At 38.4% G+C, this 17528-nt stretch carries 9 protein-coding genes; 5 read left to right on the plus strand and 4 right to left on the minus strand.

All coding sequences use genetic code 11. The features are described 5' to 3' along the window. The first annotated feature begins 61 nt into the window (after nt 1-61). Nucleotides 62-1420 (plus strand): transposase, encoded by a 1359-nt coding sequence (locus CZ225_RS06590; protein ID WP_077153452.1) that lies wholly within the window; start codon nt 62-64, stop codon nt 1418-1420. A 300-nt stretch (nt 1421-1720) separates the two neighbouring features. On the opposite strand, the gene CZ225_RS06595 is transcribed toward CZ225_RS06590, so the two are convergent. From CZ225_RS06595 to CZ225_RS06610, 4 genes are all read right to left on the minus strand, one after another. Beyond that, a complete protein-coding gene (locus CZ225_RS06595; protein ID WP_077153453.1) occupies nt 1721-2191 on the minus strand; it encodes a GAF domain-containing protein in 471 nt (156 codons plus the stop codon). A gap of 176 nt (nt 2192-2367) precedes the next feature. Then, complete coding sequence (locus CZ225_RS06600; RefSeq protein ID WP_077153454.1) at nt 2368-4074, minus strand: acyl-CoA dehydrogenase family protein; 1707 nt, start codon at nt 4072-4074, stop codon at nt 2368-2370. A gap of 6 nt (nt 4075-4080) precedes the next feature. Then, on the minus strand, nt 4081-5100 hold the full coding sequence (locus tag CZ225_RS06605) for an electron transfer flavoprotein subunit alpha/FixB family protein (protein WP_025075962.1): 1020 nt from the start codon (nt 5098-5100) through the stop codon (nt 4081-4083). Nucleotides 5101-5147: 47 nt separating this feature from the next. Beyond that, nucleotides 5148-6020 (minus strand): electron transfer flavoprotein subunit beta/FixA family protein, encoded by an 873-nt coding sequence (locus CZ225_RS06610; RefSeq protein ID WP_073350263.1) that lies wholly within the window; start codon nt 6018-6020, stop codon nt 5148-5150. A 340-nt stretch (nt 6021-6360) separates the two neighbouring features. Between CZ225_RS06610 and CZ225_RS06615 the strand changes: the two genes are divergently transcribed. The 4 genes from CZ225_RS06615 to CZ225_RS06630 all read left to right on the plus strand — a co-directional run bounded on the left by CZ225_RS06615 (nt 6361) and on the right by CZ225_RS06630 (nt 17525). Further along, on the plus strand, nt 6361-10452 hold the full coding sequence (locus CZ225_RS06615) for a hybrid sensor histidine kinase/response regulator transcription factor (RefSeq protein WP_077153455.1): 4092 nt from the start codon (nt 6361-6363) through the stop codon (nt 10450-10452). A gap of 257 nt (nt 10453-10709) precedes the next feature. Next, nucleotides 10710-12287 (plus strand): phosphodiester glycosidase family protein, encoded by a 1578-nt coding sequence (locus CZ225_RS06620; protein WP_129585760.1) that lies wholly within the window; start codon nt 10710-10712, stop codon nt 12285-12287. 19 nt (nt 12288-12306) lie between these two features. Beyond that, nucleotides 12307-15546 carry a SusC/RagA family TonB-linked outer membrane protein gene (locus tag CZ225_RS06625; RefSeq protein WP_083714598.1) on the plus strand — a complete coding sequence of 1080 codons (3240 nt, stop codon included), beginning with the start codon at nt 12307-12309 and terminating at the stop codon, nt 15544-15546. A gap of 11 nt (nt 15547-15557) precedes the next feature. Further along, nucleotides 15558-17525, plus strand: coding sequence for a RagB/SusD family nutrient uptake outer membrane protein (locus CZ225_RS06630; protein ID WP_077153457.1), 1968 nt, complete (start codon nt 15558-15560; stop codon nt 17523-17525). Nucleotides 17526-17528 lie beyond the last annotated feature (3 nt).

Genomic DNA, 17528 nt, shown 5'->3' on the forward strand with positions numbered 1-17528 from the left:
AAGCATTCCCCCCAAAAAACGGTTTGACGGCCAAAACGGGGGTAATCTAAACTAAAAAGACATGGTAAAGATACAAAAAATATCCGAAATCGAACCTTGTTTAGGTTTTACCGAGTTCGATATGCTAAAAAAATATCGTCAAAGTTTTGCAACGAGCGAATTAGGTCGCCTCCATGCTCTGTTTCCTTTCTCGGAACTGGCCCGGCAAATGCATTTGAAGTCCTCTGCTTTGGGTCGTAAAAGTTATTTTTCTCCCGAAGGTAAAATAGCCTTGATGGTCCTGAAGTCCTATACCAACTTTTCCGATGCACAACTGATTGAGCATTTAAACGGTAATATTCATTACCAGTTATTTTGTGGTGTTCAGATTGATCCTCTTCATCCACTGACCAATCCTAAAATCGTCAGTGCGATTCGTCAGGAAGTAGCGGACCGCCTTGATATTGAGTCCCTCCAGCTTATTCTGGCTGAGCATTGGAAACCTTATCTTGAGAACCTTCATGTCTGTATGACCGATGCCACCTGTTATGAAAGTCATTTGCGCTTTCCTACTGATGTCAAACTCTTATGGGAAGGTATTGTATGGCTTCATCGCCATCTGTGCAAACATTGCCGTACATTGCACATACAACGTCCCCGTAACAAGTATCTTGATGTAAGCCGTGCCTACCTTGCTTACAGTAAACTGCGTAAACGCAGGAAATCACAGACCCGTATGATTAAACGCAGGCTACTTCAGTTATTGGAAAAGCTACTGGACCAGCTGGAGCAGCTTCATTCATCCTACAGGCACAGGCTTACACTATCCTCTGATTACCAAAGGCGTTTCTCGGTCATACAGACGGTCCTTGAGCAAGGGAAGAATTTATTTGCAGGCAAAAAAGTGTCCAACCGTATCGTGAGTATCGACCGGCATTACCTTCGCCCCATTATCAGAGGCAAGGAAACCAAATCCGTTGAGTTCGGAGCCAAGGTCAACAATATACAGATAGATGGAATCTCCTTCATAGAACATATCTCCTTTAAGGCTTTTAACGAAGGAGTACGTTTGAAAGACTGTATTCATTTGCAACAACAACTGACCAAGGTCAGGGTTAAGGCGCTTGCAGCGGATTCAATCTATGCTAATAATGCCAACCGGAAATTTTGTACTAAATATCATATAAGTACTTCCTTTAAGCGTAAGGGAAGAGCTGCCAAAGATGAGCCACTTCGGAAAATCTTACGGTCGGAACTCAGCCGTGAAAGGGCTACCCGCCTGGAAGGAAGTTTTGGAACGCAGAAACAACATTACTCACTGGCCAGAATAAAAGCCAGAAACAGGAAAACGGAAATACTTTGGATTTTCTTTGGAATACATACGGCCAATGCGGTATCTATGATAGAAAAGGTCGAAAAGAAAAAAAGAACGGCTGCATAATCAGACTAAAAGAAGAAGAAGAAAAGAGGAGAGGTTTTTAACTTCCCCTAAAAAGACATATACATAATGTACCGTTGGGAAGAAAGAATAAGAATATGTAAATAATATTCTATTAAAAAGATACAAGACTTGAGACTTTACACAAAAAAATTAAGAGAAAAGCTCACGTAAAGTAAAACTGTTCTCTTAATTTATAAGAAAGAGGGACATTTACTGAATATCCCTATTTATAGTAAACAGAGGCTCTGATTCATTTGAATGGAGCCTCTGTTTTTTTGTATTTGTTTTTGTACCTGTTAATTAGTTGATGTATGTACAAATTTCTTCCAGATAGCGCGCATCTGTTTCATCGAAACTGTTCAGCATATTACTGTCGATATCGAGTACTCCAATGACCTTTCCTTCCTTGACAATCGGTATTACTATTTCTGATTTGGATTCGGAACTACAAGCAATATGACCAGGGAACTGGTCTACGTCAGTTACTATTAGTGTGCGGACTTCTTTCCAGGCAGTACCACAAACTCCTTTGCCGTAACGGATACGTGTACAAGCTATAGGACCTTGAAAGGGACCAAGTACAAGTTCATCTTCTTTTATCATATAAAAGCCTACCCAGAAGAAATCGAAAGTCTGCTTTAATCCAGCTGCCAAGTTTGCGAGGTTAGCTACTCTATCTGTTTCCGTACTGACTAACGAATATAGTTGTGGAAGTAATTCCCGGTATTTCTCTTCTTTACTTCCTGTTTTGACGAATAAATTTTCTGCCATATACTTAATTAACTTCTTTTTACGGTTAAGGATATCTTTATTATAGATAAAATCGTTTTAATTTTCTTCATACAAAAGTAAGGAATAATAGTGAAATATGATAGAAGTAGGAGGGATCTAAAAAAGCATCCGCTTCATGCGAAGGGATGCTTTTTACATTGTTTATCTATTTTCGATTATTTCTTGTAGAAAGCTAGTTCTTCCTGATCGAAGTTTTTGATAAAGTTGGCATGTTTCTCTATTTCTGCTTCAGCATAGTTCAAATATACGTGTGCAGATTTAGCAAATAGCTCTGGTGCTTTACTTGCATCTTGGATTAATAAGTGGCACATAATACAGTCTGCCGCCATTTCCATGAGTCTGCGAGCAGTAAAATCGAGTAATTCCTGATTTTGAGTCCCTTTTACGAGATTGGTGCAAGCTTCAAATTTATCTGCCATCTTCTTCAGGCTAGACATTAACGGTTCCATCTCGGGTGAACAAGGAATAGCTTCAAATTCGCGGATCGTTGTAATATAAGAGCCATTTGTCACGTAACGGATAGCAGCAACTGTCTGTAACTGAGTTGTACCTTCATAGATACTTGTAATACGTGCATCACGATAAATACGTTGGCAAGCATATTCCATCATGAAACCTGAACCACCATGAATTTGAATACAGTCGTATCCGTTTTGATTGGCATATTCTGAGTTCATACCTTTTGCTAATGGAGTAAAGCTATCAGCCAATTTTGCATATTTCTTCTGTTCCTGGCGTTCTTCCGGGGTTAGTTTGCGTTCGCGGGCAATGTCGTCTAATGCTTTGTAGATATCTACATAGCGGGCTGTTTGATACAACAGTGCACGTCCTGCATCCAATTTACCTTTCATGATAGCAAGCATATCATATACAGCCGGGAATTCAATAATTGCTTTACCAAACTGTTTACGGTCTTTAGCATAAGCTAATCCTTCGTTATATGCAGCTTGACTCAGACCTACAGATTGTGCGGCAATACCCAAACGCGCACCGTTCATCAGTGCCATAACGTATTTGATCAAACCGAGTTTGCGATCACCACAAAGTTCAGCTTTTGCATTTTTATATACTAATTCGCATGTGGGAGATCCATGGATACCGAGTTTGTTTTCGATACGACGAACATTTACACCGCCCTGACGTTTGTCATAGATGAACATAGACAGTCCACGACCATCTCTAGTTCCTTCTTCCGAACGTGCCAATACCAAATGAATGTCAGCGTCACCATTTGTGATAAAACGTTTTACACCGTTCAGCAACCAGCAACCATCCTTTTCGCTATAAGTAGCTTTCAACATAACCGATTGAAGATCAGATCCTGCATCTGGTTCTGTCAAGTCCATAGACATTGTTTCACCTTCGCAAATACGTGGGATGAAACGGCTGTGCTGATCGGGATTACCAAATTCATACAATGTTTCGATACAGTCTTGCAAAGACCAGATATTTCCGAAACCGGCATCTGCTGCTGCTACGATTTCCGCGCACATAGTATAAGGAGTAATCGGGAAGTTCAAGCCACCGAATTGACGGGGCATAGTCATACCGTTCAATCCTGCTTTTACCATAGCATCCAGGTTTTGCTTAGTTCCTGATGCATATTCTACACGACCATTGGCACAATGAGGACCTTCTTCATCTACGCCTTCAGCATTGGGAGCAATGATTTCGCCAGTAATCTCTCCTGTGATTTCCAATACCTTATCATAAGAGTCTATAGCATCTTCGAAATCGATCGGAGCATAGTCAAATTCATCTTTATCTCTGTAATTGCGTTCTTTAAGTTCGCAAATACGTTTCATCATCGGATTGTTCAAGTGATACTTGAGTTCCGGTATTTCTGTATAAAAGTTAGCCATCTTTCCTTACTTGCTATTTTGTTTATAATACTTAATCATCTTCGGTACAACTTCTTCGATGGTTCCATTGATTACGTAATCAGCAATCGAATTGATCGGAGCATCCGGATCATTGTTGATAGAGATGATAATACCACTTTCCTGCATACCGGCGATATGCTGGATTTGTCCTGAGATACCACAAGCAATATAGAGTTTGGGGCGAACAGTTACACCAGTCTGACCAATTTGACGGTCGTGATCTGCAAAACCAGCATCAACGGCAGCACGACTGGCACCTACTTCTGCATGAAGTTCTTTTGCTAGGTCGAACAGTAAATTAAAGTTTTCTTTAGAACCTACACCGTAGCCACCAGATATGATAATGGGTGAACCTTTCAGATTGTTTTTAGCTTTTTCTACATGACGTTCGATCACTTTTACTACATAGTCTGTATCGGCTACATATTTCTTCACATCATGACGAATTACTTCTCCATTGTAATTGGGTGAAAGGATCTCTTTTTTCATTACACCTTCACGAACGGTTGCCATTTGTGGGCGGTGTTCAGGATTGACAATGGTAGCAACGATATTACCGCCAAATGCCGGACGAATCTGATACAAGAGGTTTTTGTAAGTTTTACCTTCTTTCTTATCCTCGTGGTCACCGATTTCCAATGAAGTACAGTCGGCAGTCAGACCACTGGTCAATGCAGAAGAAACACGCGGACCGAGGTCACGACCGATAACGGTAGCACCCATCAGACAGATTTGCGGTTGTTCTTCTTTGAAAAGATTCACCAGGATAGAAGTATGAGGAAGAGAAGTATAAGGATAAAGTCCTTCACCATCAAAAACATGGAGTTTATCTACTCCATAAGGAAGGATTTGTTTTTCGATATCTTTGAGGTCGGTTCCGGCAACCACTGCTTCGAGTTGGCAGTTTAATTGGTTGGCTAACGAACGACCTTTGGTCAGAAGTTCCAGGCTAACGTCTGCGACAATGCCTTCTTCTATTTCGCAATATACAAATAAGTTATTCATATTATTAATGTTTTTTGGTAGTTAAGTAGTGGTACTACTTAATTACTTTAACCAATTGTGTGGTTAGCTAATAGTTCAACAATTAAGTCTTCCACGTCGCGGTCGCTGCCGCTGATGGTTTTACTCTCTTTAGCCTGGAACACGATGTTCTGAATAGCTTTTACTTTGGTTGGCGAACCTGAAAGACCACATTGAACAAGATCTCCGTTTACATCGGATACACTCCATTCGGTCAGATTTAAGTAATCACGCTTGTCGTACAGGTCAGTATAATCAAGATTACCTTGTTGCTTTTCCGTAACAGTCTTAGCGTGTTTGTACTTTTGTACTAATTTTGCATTACGTGGACGGCAGGGAGCGGCAGAGCCATTTACAGTAATAACGATAGGTAGAGGTCCTTCTACAGTTTCCACACCACCGTCGATATGACGTTTCACTTTGATTTTACCTTCGCCTACTTCTAGAATTTCTTCTGCGTATGTAATTTGCGTCAAACCTAACTTTTCCGCTACTTGTGGTCCTACCTGTGCAGTATCACCATCAATAGCTTGACGTCCGCCGATAATAATATCGCATTCACCAATTTTGCGGATAGCAGTAGCGAGTGCATAAGAAGTGGCCAGTGTATCTGCACCGGCAAAAGCGCGGTCGGTTAATAAATATCCATTATCTGCACCGCGGAAAAGTCCTTCACGAATAATATCGGCTGCACGTCCCGGTCCCATTGTCAGAATGGTAACGGTGGAGCCCGGATGAGCATCTTTCAGTCGAAGAGCTTGCTCAAGAGCATTCAGGTCTTCGGGATTGAAGATGGCAGGGAGTGCCGCACGGTTAATCGTTCCGTCGGCTTTCATGGCATCTTTCCCAACGTTACGTGTGTCGGGAACTTGTTTAGCCAATACAACAATTTTCAAACTCATGTTATTAATTTTAGTATTAGTATTTCTACAAGTTAGCAGCCAGTAGTCAAGTAGTAATGTTATGCTATCTAAACTATCCGGTTAACTATCAGCGTACAAATTTACGCAAACGCTTGGTTCTGACAAGAAAACTGCATAAAAAATGCACATGTTTAAGGAATTTGAGCAAAAGAGAGGTGATTAAGTGGCTTGTTTTGATACCTTCAAAATTATGATAGGATGTTATTATGCTAGTAGAATAGCTTTGCTAATCTTAGGGAAAATTTAGATCAGATTATTTGATAATCTTTGAAAATCTCTATATTTGTGTGAATTTAAAATAGAAAAACACCCTTTGGATATGCCTAAGTTCTGCTTTTGTTTAATACTATGGATACTGGGAATCTTTTATTGTGGCTCAGTATTAAAAGCTGAGGCTGTATCAGACTTAAAATTTATTCCTATTCAATCTAAATTGCTTCCTTCTAATGAAGTCCGAAAGTTGTATCAGGATTCAGATGGATATATTTGGATACCGACCTATAATGGTCTTGTTAGATATGATGGATATAGCATAACTACTTATGGACTTTATAATGGAATAGATGAATCTTTTAGTTCATACCTTAATGCTGTTGTTGAAGATGATTCTAAGAATTTGTGGATCGCTACTGAAAAGGGCTTGTATCAACTAAATAAAGTAACAGGTAAGTTATCCTATATTCGTTCTGATGAGTTAGGGCAATTGAATGCTGCTGATTTATTGTATGGGACAGGTAAAAGTTTGTGGATTGGGGGAGACAAAGGTCTCTTTAGAAAAGGTAAAGATGAGGATTTTGAATATATTGATTTAAAAGAACCTTCAGGAAAAAGGGTATTGCATATTAGTTCTATAATGGAAGATTCCCGGCAGAATTTGTGGATTACGGCTTGGGAGCAGGGATTATTTCGATATGATATTAAAAATAAAAAACTGTATTCTTATATTGATCCGATACTTAGGAACGCTAATGTGGTATTTGAAGATGCAAATCATTCTATATGGGTGGGAACATGGGGAAAAGGATTGTTGAAATTGAATAACCCTTATACATCTGGAAGTATGCACTATAAACAATATATTCATGATGAAAAAAAATCCAACTCGTTGCTGGACGACATTATTTATGATATAGAACAGGATAATGAACATCGACTTTGGATAGGAAGTAGAAGTGGATTAAGTATTCTTTGTAACGAAAATGATGTAAACTCTTTTGAGAATTTTGTTCCGGATGGTGAATATGGGAGCTTACCTTATAATGAAGTTAGTTCTATTTTACGTACCCGAGATAATCTTATGTGGATTAGTATGTTTGGAGGAGGATTCTGCAAAATTCAAACTGAAAGTAATAAGTATGGAGTAGACAATTTAGAGATTGTAAAAGAGAAATATAAAACCAATTCGGTGAGAAGTATTTGTCAGGCAGGAGAAAATGAATTCTGGATGGGAATTATAGGATTTGGCATGATTAAATATAATTTGGAAACACAGAACTGTGTAAACTACGTGGATATTCCGGAATTTAAATCATTGCCTTATACTTCCACTGTGGATGCAATTATTAAAAGGAAAAATGGTGAGATTTGTTTTGGAACCTGGAATGCCGGACTTTGGTTTTATAATGAAACGGATCGTAAAATAACTTTGTTGAACCAATACATGAATAGTAAGTTTAAAGACGACTGCATTCATGTTTTAAGAGAAGATTCGGAAGGAAACTTATGGATAGGAACAAGAAAAGGCGTATATATATTGGATACACAAGGACAATTTTATACCTTGTCAGAATGGCTTCATTTTGATACGGATTTGGTGTCTTCCAATATATTCGATATTAAAGAAGACCAAGAGAATAATATCTGGATTGCAACCAATTATGAAGGTGTTAGTCGGATTAATTTATCTACAAGACAATATAAGAAATATCCTGTTATAGGTAAGAAGGAGATATACAATACCAATTGTTTATTAGTTGATTCCCATCAGCGAATCTGGGTGGGAACGATGTGGAGCGGTTTGGCTTATTATCAAAAAGAAACAGATTCCTTTGTTACAGTCTCTTCGATTTCAACCATTGAGAATAAGGGCATATTAAATATATTGGAAGACGATAATGGAAGGATATGGATTACAACTAATAGTGCGGTACTTTCATTTGCAGTCAATGACTTTTTCCAAATGGAGAAAATAAACTATTATACAGTGTCTAATGGTGCTTCAGAGTTCTTCTTCAATAAAAATGCCTCTTTTAAAATGCCCGATGGAAGGATTATATTTGGTGGTTCACAAGGACTTCGAATATTTGAATCAAGTCAGATTGTTGAGGATACGCCCTTATTCTATTCTTTGGTATTTACTGATTTTAGGATTCATAACCAATCTTTGAGAGATTTTCCTGAAAAGAAAAGAGAAAAACTGACTAAATATGATATTGATTATACAAAGGAGATAACATTGACACATGATAAGAATAATTTTTATATTGAATTTTCAATTTTGAATTATGAAAATCCTCAAGAAAATCTTTATTCTTATCAATTGGAAGGTTATGATGAAAAAGAAGTTGTTGTGGATGCCCAACAACGTTTTGCCATTTATAATAATTTACCTGCCGGTACATATACTTTCAGATTAAAAGGAACCAGTGCAAGTGGAGTATGGAGTAAGCATGAAAAGACATTGACTATTCATATTCTGCCCGAACCCTGGAAATCATGGTGGGCTTATTTATTATATTTTTTAATTGGAGGTACTTTATTCTATTTTGTGATTCGTTTTATACATTATCGCTGGAAAATGCAGCATGAAATCCAGATCAGTAAGCTTGAAAAACAGAAAATAGAAGAGATAAACCATGTTAAACTTCAGTTCTTTACAAATATTACTCATGAACTAATGACGCCTCTCAGTATTATTCTCGCTTCATTGGAGAATCTTCGAAATAATAGTGGAGATCAGTCGTCTTTATACTCAATTATGTCATCGAATGCAACACGATTGATGCGTTTGATCCAACAAGTATTGGAATTTAGAAAGGTTGAGAGCGGGAACCTGAAGATATGTGTATCTAGCGGAAATATTTCCGAGGCTGTTGAGAACTGCATAGAAGCTTTTGCCCCATTGGTTGCAAAAAAACTACTAAAGATAGATTTTCTTAGTGATCCGGAGATAATCATCGGATATTACGACTCGGATAAGTTGGATAAAATCATTTATAACCTGTTGTCAAATGCCGCTAAATATACCCCTGAAGAAGGAAAAATTAGTGTGAACTTACGATTGATTGAGGACTCCAGAATACAAATAGAGTTTATTAATACCGGAGAACCTATGAGTAAAGGTAAAATGAACACTCTTTTTCAGCGATTTTATGAAGGAGATTATAGAAAATATCACACTATGGGAACAGGAATCGGATTATCTTTAGTGAAAGACCTGGTAGAAAAGCATCATGGAGAGATAACAGTACAAAGCGAGGAAAATATAGGCAATTGTTTCAGAATAGTCCTTCCTATCACTAAAGAAAGTTATCACGAAGATGAGATTGATGATTCTGTTAAGTCGCAAATTGTATCGAGTTTGCCATATATAATGTGCGAAAGCGGAGCTAATACGGAAGAACTGGAACGTATTGATGGTGTACAATCTGATTATACAATCCTGATTGTAGATGATAATGAGGAGTTGTGTATGTTATTCTCCAATTTGTTTGCTAATTATTTCCATGTAAAAACAGCATATAATGGAAAACAAGGACTTGAAATACTTGAAAATACCTCTATTCATTTGATCGTTTCGGATATTATGATGCCTGAGATGGATGGAATAGAGTTTTGTCAGACAGTTAAAAGCAAGTTTGAGTTTTGCCATATACCGATTATCTTATTGACAGCCAGAGGAACCGAGGAAAGTCAGATAGAGGGTTATAATTCGGGAGCGGATGGATATATCAGTAAACCATGTAATTTCTCTTTATTATACGCTCAAATAATGAACCTTCTTAAAAAACAAGAGCGGAAAGGTGCTGATTTTAGGAAGCAAATCGTTTTTGAAGTAGGGAAACTGGAATATACCTCTATGGACGAAAGTTTTATCCAAAGAGCCATTGATTGTGTAAACTCTCATTTGGGCGATTGTGAATTCGGACAACCGGAGTTTGTGAGAGAAATGGGAACTTCTCGTACTGTGCTTACTGAAAAACTAAAATCCTTAACGGGGCTGACTCCATCCATTTTTATATTGAACGTACGTTTAACCGCTGCATGTAAGTTGTTAGAAGAACAGAAAAAAATGAGGATAGCAGATCTGGCTTACTCTGTTGGTTTCAACGATCCCAAATATTTTAGTACCTGTTTTAAAAAGAAATACTCATTGTCTCCTAAAGAATATATGGACCGTTTGCAATCCTGATGGAGATGATTCTGCCAATTTTAAGTATTCTGAAAGCTTTAGAGAAGTATTACGGTAAATATTCGACCTTTTAGTTATCAAAGTACCCTATCTTTGAATTGTCTGGAAAGCTATTGACCGGACAATTCATTTTTTTATTTAGTTAATCTTAAAACCAAATCTATTATGATGTACAACAAACCTCCCTAGCCACTCTGTTGCTGAACTCCTTTTATCTAATATTTATTTATGCTAAACCAATAATTTTGCTATTTATCATGAAAATAGAAAACACATTATTAAAAATCTGCTTTATTCCTATTTTATATATAGGTATAATGATATGTAGCTCTTCATGTACAGATGAAAATGAAAAGGATGAGCAAAGCCAACCTTTTAAATCTGTTTTTGTAACCGTAGATAACGAAAGAGTACAGGCGGAAGTGGTAGATGGAAAACATCTTTCATTGTCTTTTGAAACTGCGGAAAATTTCTCAGAGGCTAAACTCGATATTGCATTAAACGATGGTTATGAATTAATTTTCCCTACGGATATAAACAAAGCAGATATGGCTAATTATCCCGTATTGAATTTTAGAGCACCAGATAACCGTATTGTTAAATACTGGTTTAATATTTTTTCCAAGGCATTTCCTATTGTCGATGAGACGAAAATAGGAGTATTGGGCTTGCCTAATGACATTACCGTTCAGAATTCTACTAAAGAAGTTTTGGTCAATTTCAACAAAAGTTTGATGGATATGAGCAAGGTTGAACTACATTTTGAAGAAGGAGCCTTAATGGAGGGAGCTGAGATCGTGAGTGATCTGCTCTATGACTTTACTCAAGATCTTACTCAAAATCTTATTATTAAATTAGGAGGGATAGATCGTTTATATAAAGTGAGATTGAATGTTGCTACGGCAATGGGCGATCCGAAATCTTATGGATTTACCAATGTTACCAATAATTTTATAGATGCTCAGCAATATCCTTTTGTTTCGGTGTATACCGCTTCTTCAGTGGCAAAAGTTCCTGTGAGAAATGATGCTCCAGAGACGCCTTGGAGTTGGGATGTATCTTGGGATAAAGTTCCTGAATATCTAGCATACATCGGTGATTGGAGTGTAAATAGATCAACGGAGACTATTAATAATACTCTTTTTGCCATTGCTACTATGGATATCAAGAAAGCCTATGTTTCGATGAAATCGAATAATCAGACACAAATAGCCGTAAAAGACGCGGGTGGACTGATTACAATGAGCGGAAAGCCTCTTGGTGAAAATACGATGCTTTATTGGAACGGACAAGTATTAAGTAGAACAAATACCAGTGATGCCGGATGGAGAGCGGCGGTAGGCTTCGATGAAGAAGGTCGGGTTTCATTCTATAACGCTTCTATTCAGGATGAAAAGATGATTCGTATGCCTAACTATGACTCTTACCCAGACAACTATCTGACCACAGCATCTGATTGGGATGTAATATCTGCTGCTTGTGGACATCCTTGGTTAGTGAGAAATGGGCATTGCATGACACGTTTGGAAATGTACGTCAATGATGCCACCAATTGGGAGGTTGCTCTTGGAGAGGCGTGGAACGGAACTCGTGCCCGCTCTTTTATGGGTATTACTTATGATAATAAGGTCGGTTGCGCAGTCGTTGCAGACGGAATGAGTACTTGTCAGGCTGCTTGGGTGCTTGAGAAATTGGGATGGAAAGAAGTCTTCTATGTAGGTGGAAACTACTATATGGCTAATGATTTTGTGCCTACATTGTGTGTCAATGGAAAACTAGTGGTAGGTGATATGAATCAGCAGGCACAATATTGCGTCGCTATTGATGCAAAATAATAACTTTAAATGAGATATTATGAAAAAATATATATACTTGATTATTGCGTCTCTGTTATTACCTTCAACTTTAATGGCTGTTTCCGAAAGAGGATTTGATAAGGAATCCACAGAAATAAGCTCTGAAATAGTGTTGAAGGTGGATAAAGCTATCGTATATAAAGGAAAAATATTAGATGATAAGACTTCCGAACCATTAATAGGGGCAAGTATCCTTGTAAAGGGAACGACTATTGGGACCGTTACTGATGTAAACGGTGAATTTCTGTTAAGTCTATCTGATGAAATCAATCCTGTTGTTTTTGAGATATCTTTTATCGGATATGTAAAGAAAGAAATAACTCCTCGCAAGAACGGGGATATTGTGATTCGTTTGGTGGAAAATACGGAGAATCTTGAAGAAGTGCAAGTGGTGGCGTATGGCAAGCAAAGTAAGATGTCTGTTACCGGAGCTATATCTTCTATTAATACCAAAGACCTATTAAAATCGCCCAGTGGAAGTGTGGCTAACGCTTTAGCGGGTGCTATCACAGGTGTCTCCAGCGTGCAAACATCCGGGCAACCCGGTGCGGAAGATCCGAATATATATGTTCGTGGAACCGGATCATTAACAGCCAGTGCCTCAAAACCACTGATATTGGTGGATGGAGTAGAACGTTCTTTTTTCCAGATGGACCCTAATGAAATAGAAAGTATCACCGTTTTAAAAGATGCGGCTTCTACGGCTGTATTTGGTGTACGTGGCGCAAATGGAGTCATTCTTGTAACTACCAGGCGTGGTGTGGCAGGCAAACCAAAGATTTCGTTAAGCTCTTCTTTCGGTTTGACACAGGCTTTAAGAAATTTGAAAGGGGTAGACAGTTATAGTTATGCAAACTTGTATACTGAAGCGCAACGTAATGACAATCCTAATATTTCAGATGATCAATTAAAGTTTTCCCCGTATGTGACGGAAATGTTCCGTACCAAAGCAGATCCTATTATGTTTCCTAATGTAGATTGGGGTAAATACATTTTTAAGGATCTTGCTTGGCAGACTCAACATAATGTTACATTATCCGGTGGTGCCGATCGTTTCAGATACTTTGTTTCATTGGGATATTTGGGAGAAGATGGTATGATGAAGCGAACCTATGAAGTTTATGACCCTAACTACTCATACAAACGTTTCAATTATCGTTCGAACATAGATATTGATTTGACAAAGTCTACTTTACTAAGGATGAACATCGGAGGACGCGTTGGGATCAAAAGAGAACCGCAAACATATGATATCTGGCGAAATATAATGTGGTGTACTCCATTTGCTAGTCCCGGTTTTGTGGATGGAAAGTTCATTCTGAATCAGAATAATAAATATATCCCTTTAGAACAGTTGACTAGTGGATTAGATTGTTATTACAATTGGGGATATCAAACAACTAACGATAATGTGCTCAATATGGACCTTTCCTTGAATCAACAGTTAGATATGTTAACGAAAGGGCTGAGTTTCTCGGTGAAGGGAGCTTATAATACGAATTATTCGATGACAGTGAAGCGTGGTCCAACGGTAACCGACAGTGCATATACTCCTATTTATTTAGGAACTAAAACGCAACCGGGAATGGATATCTCAGATCCTCGTTTTGATAATACCATTGTATATCAGACAGATGGAGTGATGGGACTTAGAGAACCATTAAGCTATGGAGATTATACAGGAAGAGGTCGTAACTGGTATGCTGAAGCCAGTTTGAATTATAATCGATCTTTTGGGAATCATGAAGTGACTGCTTTATTTCTATACAATCAATCCAAAACATATTATCCGGATGAATATACCGAAATACCGACCGCTTATGTAGGCTATGTAGGTCGCATTACCTACAATTGGAAGAAACGTTATATGCTTGATCTCAATGCCGGATATAATGGTTCAGAGAACTTTGCACCCGGCAAACGATTTGGATTTTTCCCGGCTGCTTCTGTCGGATGGATACTTTCCGAAGAGAAATTCATGAAGAAATTTGAATTTTTGGATTTTCTTAAACTACGTGCTTCTTACGGTATTGTAGGTAATGATAAGTATAGTGGACATCGTTTCCTTTACTTAAATGGTTCTTGGAATGGAAATCATCAGGTATGGGGTGGTAATGGAAGTTACCAGTTCGGTCAAGGAGGCAGTTATAGCTTGTTATCCGACGCAAAAGAAAATACGATAGGTAATGCTGAGGTAACTTGGGAGAAAGTAGGAAAGCAAAATTATGGAATAGACGTGAAGATGTTTGATGCCCAGTTGAGTTTTACTGCCGATATCTTTTTTGAGAAGCGAAAAGATATTTTGTCTACCCGTAATACACTTCCATCAATAGCAGATATTCAGTTACCTCTTATTAACTTGGGGAAAGTGAATAATCATGGATATGAATTATCCCTCGGTTGGGATTCCAGAGTAGGAAAGGTTGATTATTGGTTACGAGGAAATGTATCTTATTCAAAGAATAAAATTATGTTTATGGATGAGGTTGTTCCAAATGAACCATATATGGCTCAAACTGGTCGCAGTACAGGATTGAACTTTGGTTATTTGTTCGACCGCTTCCTTCAAAAGAGTGATTTCGATGAACAGGGAAACTTGAAGGTAGATTCGAAAGGCAAGCAGATATTGCCTGAAATGTCCTTAGGAAATCCTCGTCCGGGGGATGCTTTATTTAGGGACCTGAACCAGGATGGTAAAATAGATGGTAATGATAAAACTTATTTTGGTTATAGTGACCGTCCCGATTATACATTTGGTTTGTTGGGAGGATTAAGATGGAAGAATTTCGAGTTTTCCATGCAATGGACCGCTGCCTTGAATGCATCAAGACTTTTGTATCAGGAATATAGGGATGCATTTGGTAGCACCAATAGCCGTATGCTTCTTAAGTTTTTGGCAGATGGGAGATGGCGTGAGGGGAATGAAGACAATGCGCGATTTCCCAGACTGACTTTCCAGAGTAAATCTCATTATATGGATGATTCAGATCTTTGGTTGATGAATGGTTCCTATTTACGTTTAAAAACGGCAGAGATCTCCTATACTTTTACAAATCGTAATCTATTAAAGAAAATAGGAGTTGAATCGGTGAAATTATACTGCAACGGATATAATCTATTGACTCTATTCTCTGATTTGAATGATATTGATATTGATCCGGAAGGCATGACTAGCGGAGAAAACAGTGCTTATCCTAATATACGTATTTATAACTTTGGAGTTAATATTTCATTTTAAATAAGGATGATATGAAGAATTCTATAATTACATATTTGCTACTAGGTAGTTTATGCCTCGGCACATGGAGTTGTGGTGATATTGCTTTCGGAGACGGCTTTCTGGAGAAAGCTCCCGGCGGAGATATAACTATAGACACTATATTCTCATCGAAAATGTATGCAGACAGGGCACTGACTTCAGCTTATGCGACATTGCGAACCGGATTGACAGTTCATGAGAATAACGGACAATATTTCGAGTATCAAAGTCCCGGAAATAAATTGGGATGGGATAATCTGGATGCACTGACCGATATTATCAGTACACGTTGTAACTGGGGTGGTGTATATGGTACTTACTATGGCGGTCAGTACAATGCCGAAACTGAAAATGGTTCTTTTGCCACTAAGTTCGGTTTCAATCCTATACAAGACGCTTCGTGGACCGGGATACGTAAAGGTTTTCTGTATATCAACAATGTGGATCGTGTTCCTGATATGACAGATGATGAGAAAAAGATTCGTAAAGGTGAAGCTCGGATGGTCATAGCTTGTCAGTACCATGAGCTGATGCGGCATTTCGGAGGTATCCCTTTATTGTATACTGACATTCAGGCAGGCAATGATATGGGAACAGATTATTCAAGACAGACTTTTGAAAAGACGGTGGATTTTATCGTTTCCTTATGCGATCAGGCTGCTTCCGAACTTCCGTGGACTGTTGCTCCGGTAGATGACGGACGTTTCACGAAAGCATCCGCTATGGCATTGAAGATAAGGGTATTGTTAATGGCTGCCAGTCCTCTGTTTAATGCCAATAAACCTTATTTGGAAATGGGAAAACCTACTGTAGCTAATGTAGATAAAATTCCAGTCGAAAATATTGATAAAATGATTTGGTATGGTAACTATGACCAGAATCGCTGGCAGAAGGTCGTTACAGCATGCGAGGATTTTTTTCAAGAGAATGAGAAGAATGGTAATTTTTATCATTTGGTAGAACCGGTTAGTCAGGACGTGGAAGGCTATCGTGATGCTTTCTCAAGATGTTATGCTGAACGTTATAATGGTGAAATCCTGATCGCAACTTGTCGTACCATGAGAACATTCGGAGAACTTTATCATAGAATGTATTTTGGTCCCTCAGCCGATACCAATGGCAATGCGGGACGTGGTTATGGTGGTGGATGTGTTACACTGAATTATGTGGATATGTTCCCATACTCTAATGGTGAGAAGGCTTCGTATACCCAATGGATACAGGAACACGGATCGATAGGTACATTAGATAATAATCCATTTGTGAATCGTGATCCCCGGTTATATGAATCTGTTATGATTGTCGGAGATAGGTTTCAGGGTCGCGTGGCCGAAATGTGGGTTGGAGGACGTGAAAGAGTCGCTCAGGATAATCCGCGGGCTATTACAGGATTTTGCGTCAGAAAGTTTCTGTGGGATTATAACGAAGCTACTTTCCATAACAAACCTGCCAACTATGCTTACATGAGACTTGCCGAAGTATATTTGGCGTATGCTGAGGCGTTGAATGAAACGGGAAACAAGGGTGAGGCTTATAAATACCTCAACAAAGTGAGAAACCGGGTAGGACTTCCGGATATGAGTGATGATTTATTACATCGTTTACAGAGTGGAAAGACAATCCCTTCTTATTCCGAATGTTCGTTGATAGGAGATGCAGAGTTACGTGAAGAAATTTTGGATGAGCGTGCTCGTGAATTTTCGTTCGAAGAAGTGCGATGGTTTGATATAGCACGTTGGAAGAGAGGCGATATCTTCCAAAAAGATTTATATGGAATCACTATTATGCCCGAAGGAGGTTCTATAGACGCAGGAAATCTGAAACTTTCATTCTCAGATCCTACTATGGAGGATATGCGTTATTGGAAACATAAATTCAGTCCGAAGTGGTTCTTGAGTGCATTCCCCACGAGTGAGATCAATAAAGGATATGGACTTATTCAAAATCCGGGTTGGTAGATA

Source organism: Bacteroides bouchesdurhonensis (assembly GCF_900155865.1).
Taxonomy (GTDB): Bacteria; Bacteroidota; Bacteroidia; order Bacteroidales; family Bacteroidaceae; genus Bacteroides; species Bacteroides bouchesdurhonensis.

Bases quoted from the DNA above. Each gene is read 5' to 3' on its own strand.
- CZ225_RS06590 (WP_077153452.1), top strand. From the start codon at position 62: ATGGTAAAGATACAAAAAATATCCGAAATCGAACCTTGTTTAGGTTTT.
- CZ225_RS06595 (WP_077153453.1), bottom strand. From the start codon at position 2,191: ATGGCAGAAAATTTATTCGTCAAAACAGGAAGTAAAGAAGAGAAATAC.
- CZ225_RS06600 (WP_077153454.1), bottom strand. From the start codon at position 4,074: ATGGCTAACTTTTATACAGAAATACCGGAACTCAAGTATCACTTGAAC.
- CZ225_RS06605 (WP_025075962.1), bottom strand. From the start codon at position 5,100: ATGAATAACTTATTTGTATATTGCGAAATAGAAGAAGGCATTGTCGCA.
- CZ225_RS06610 (WP_073350263.1), bottom strand. From the start codon at position 6,020: ATGAGTTTGAAAATTGTTGTATTGGCTAAACAAGTTCCCGACACACGT.
- CZ225_RS06615 (WP_077153455.1), top strand. From the start codon at position 6,361: ATGCCTAAGTTCTGCTTTTGTTTAATACTATGGATACTGGGAATCTTT.
- CZ225_RS06620 (WP_129585760.1), top strand. From the start codon at position 10,710: ATGAAAATAGAAAACACATTATTAAAAATCTGCTTTATTCCTATTTTA.
- CZ225_RS06625 (WP_083714598.1), top strand. From the start codon at position 12,307: ATGAAAAAATATATATACTTGATTATTGCGTCTCTGTTATTACCTTCA.
- CZ225_RS06630 (WP_077153457.1), top strand. From the start codon at position 15,558: ATGAAGAATTCTATAATTACATATTTGCTACTAGGTAGTTTATGCCTC.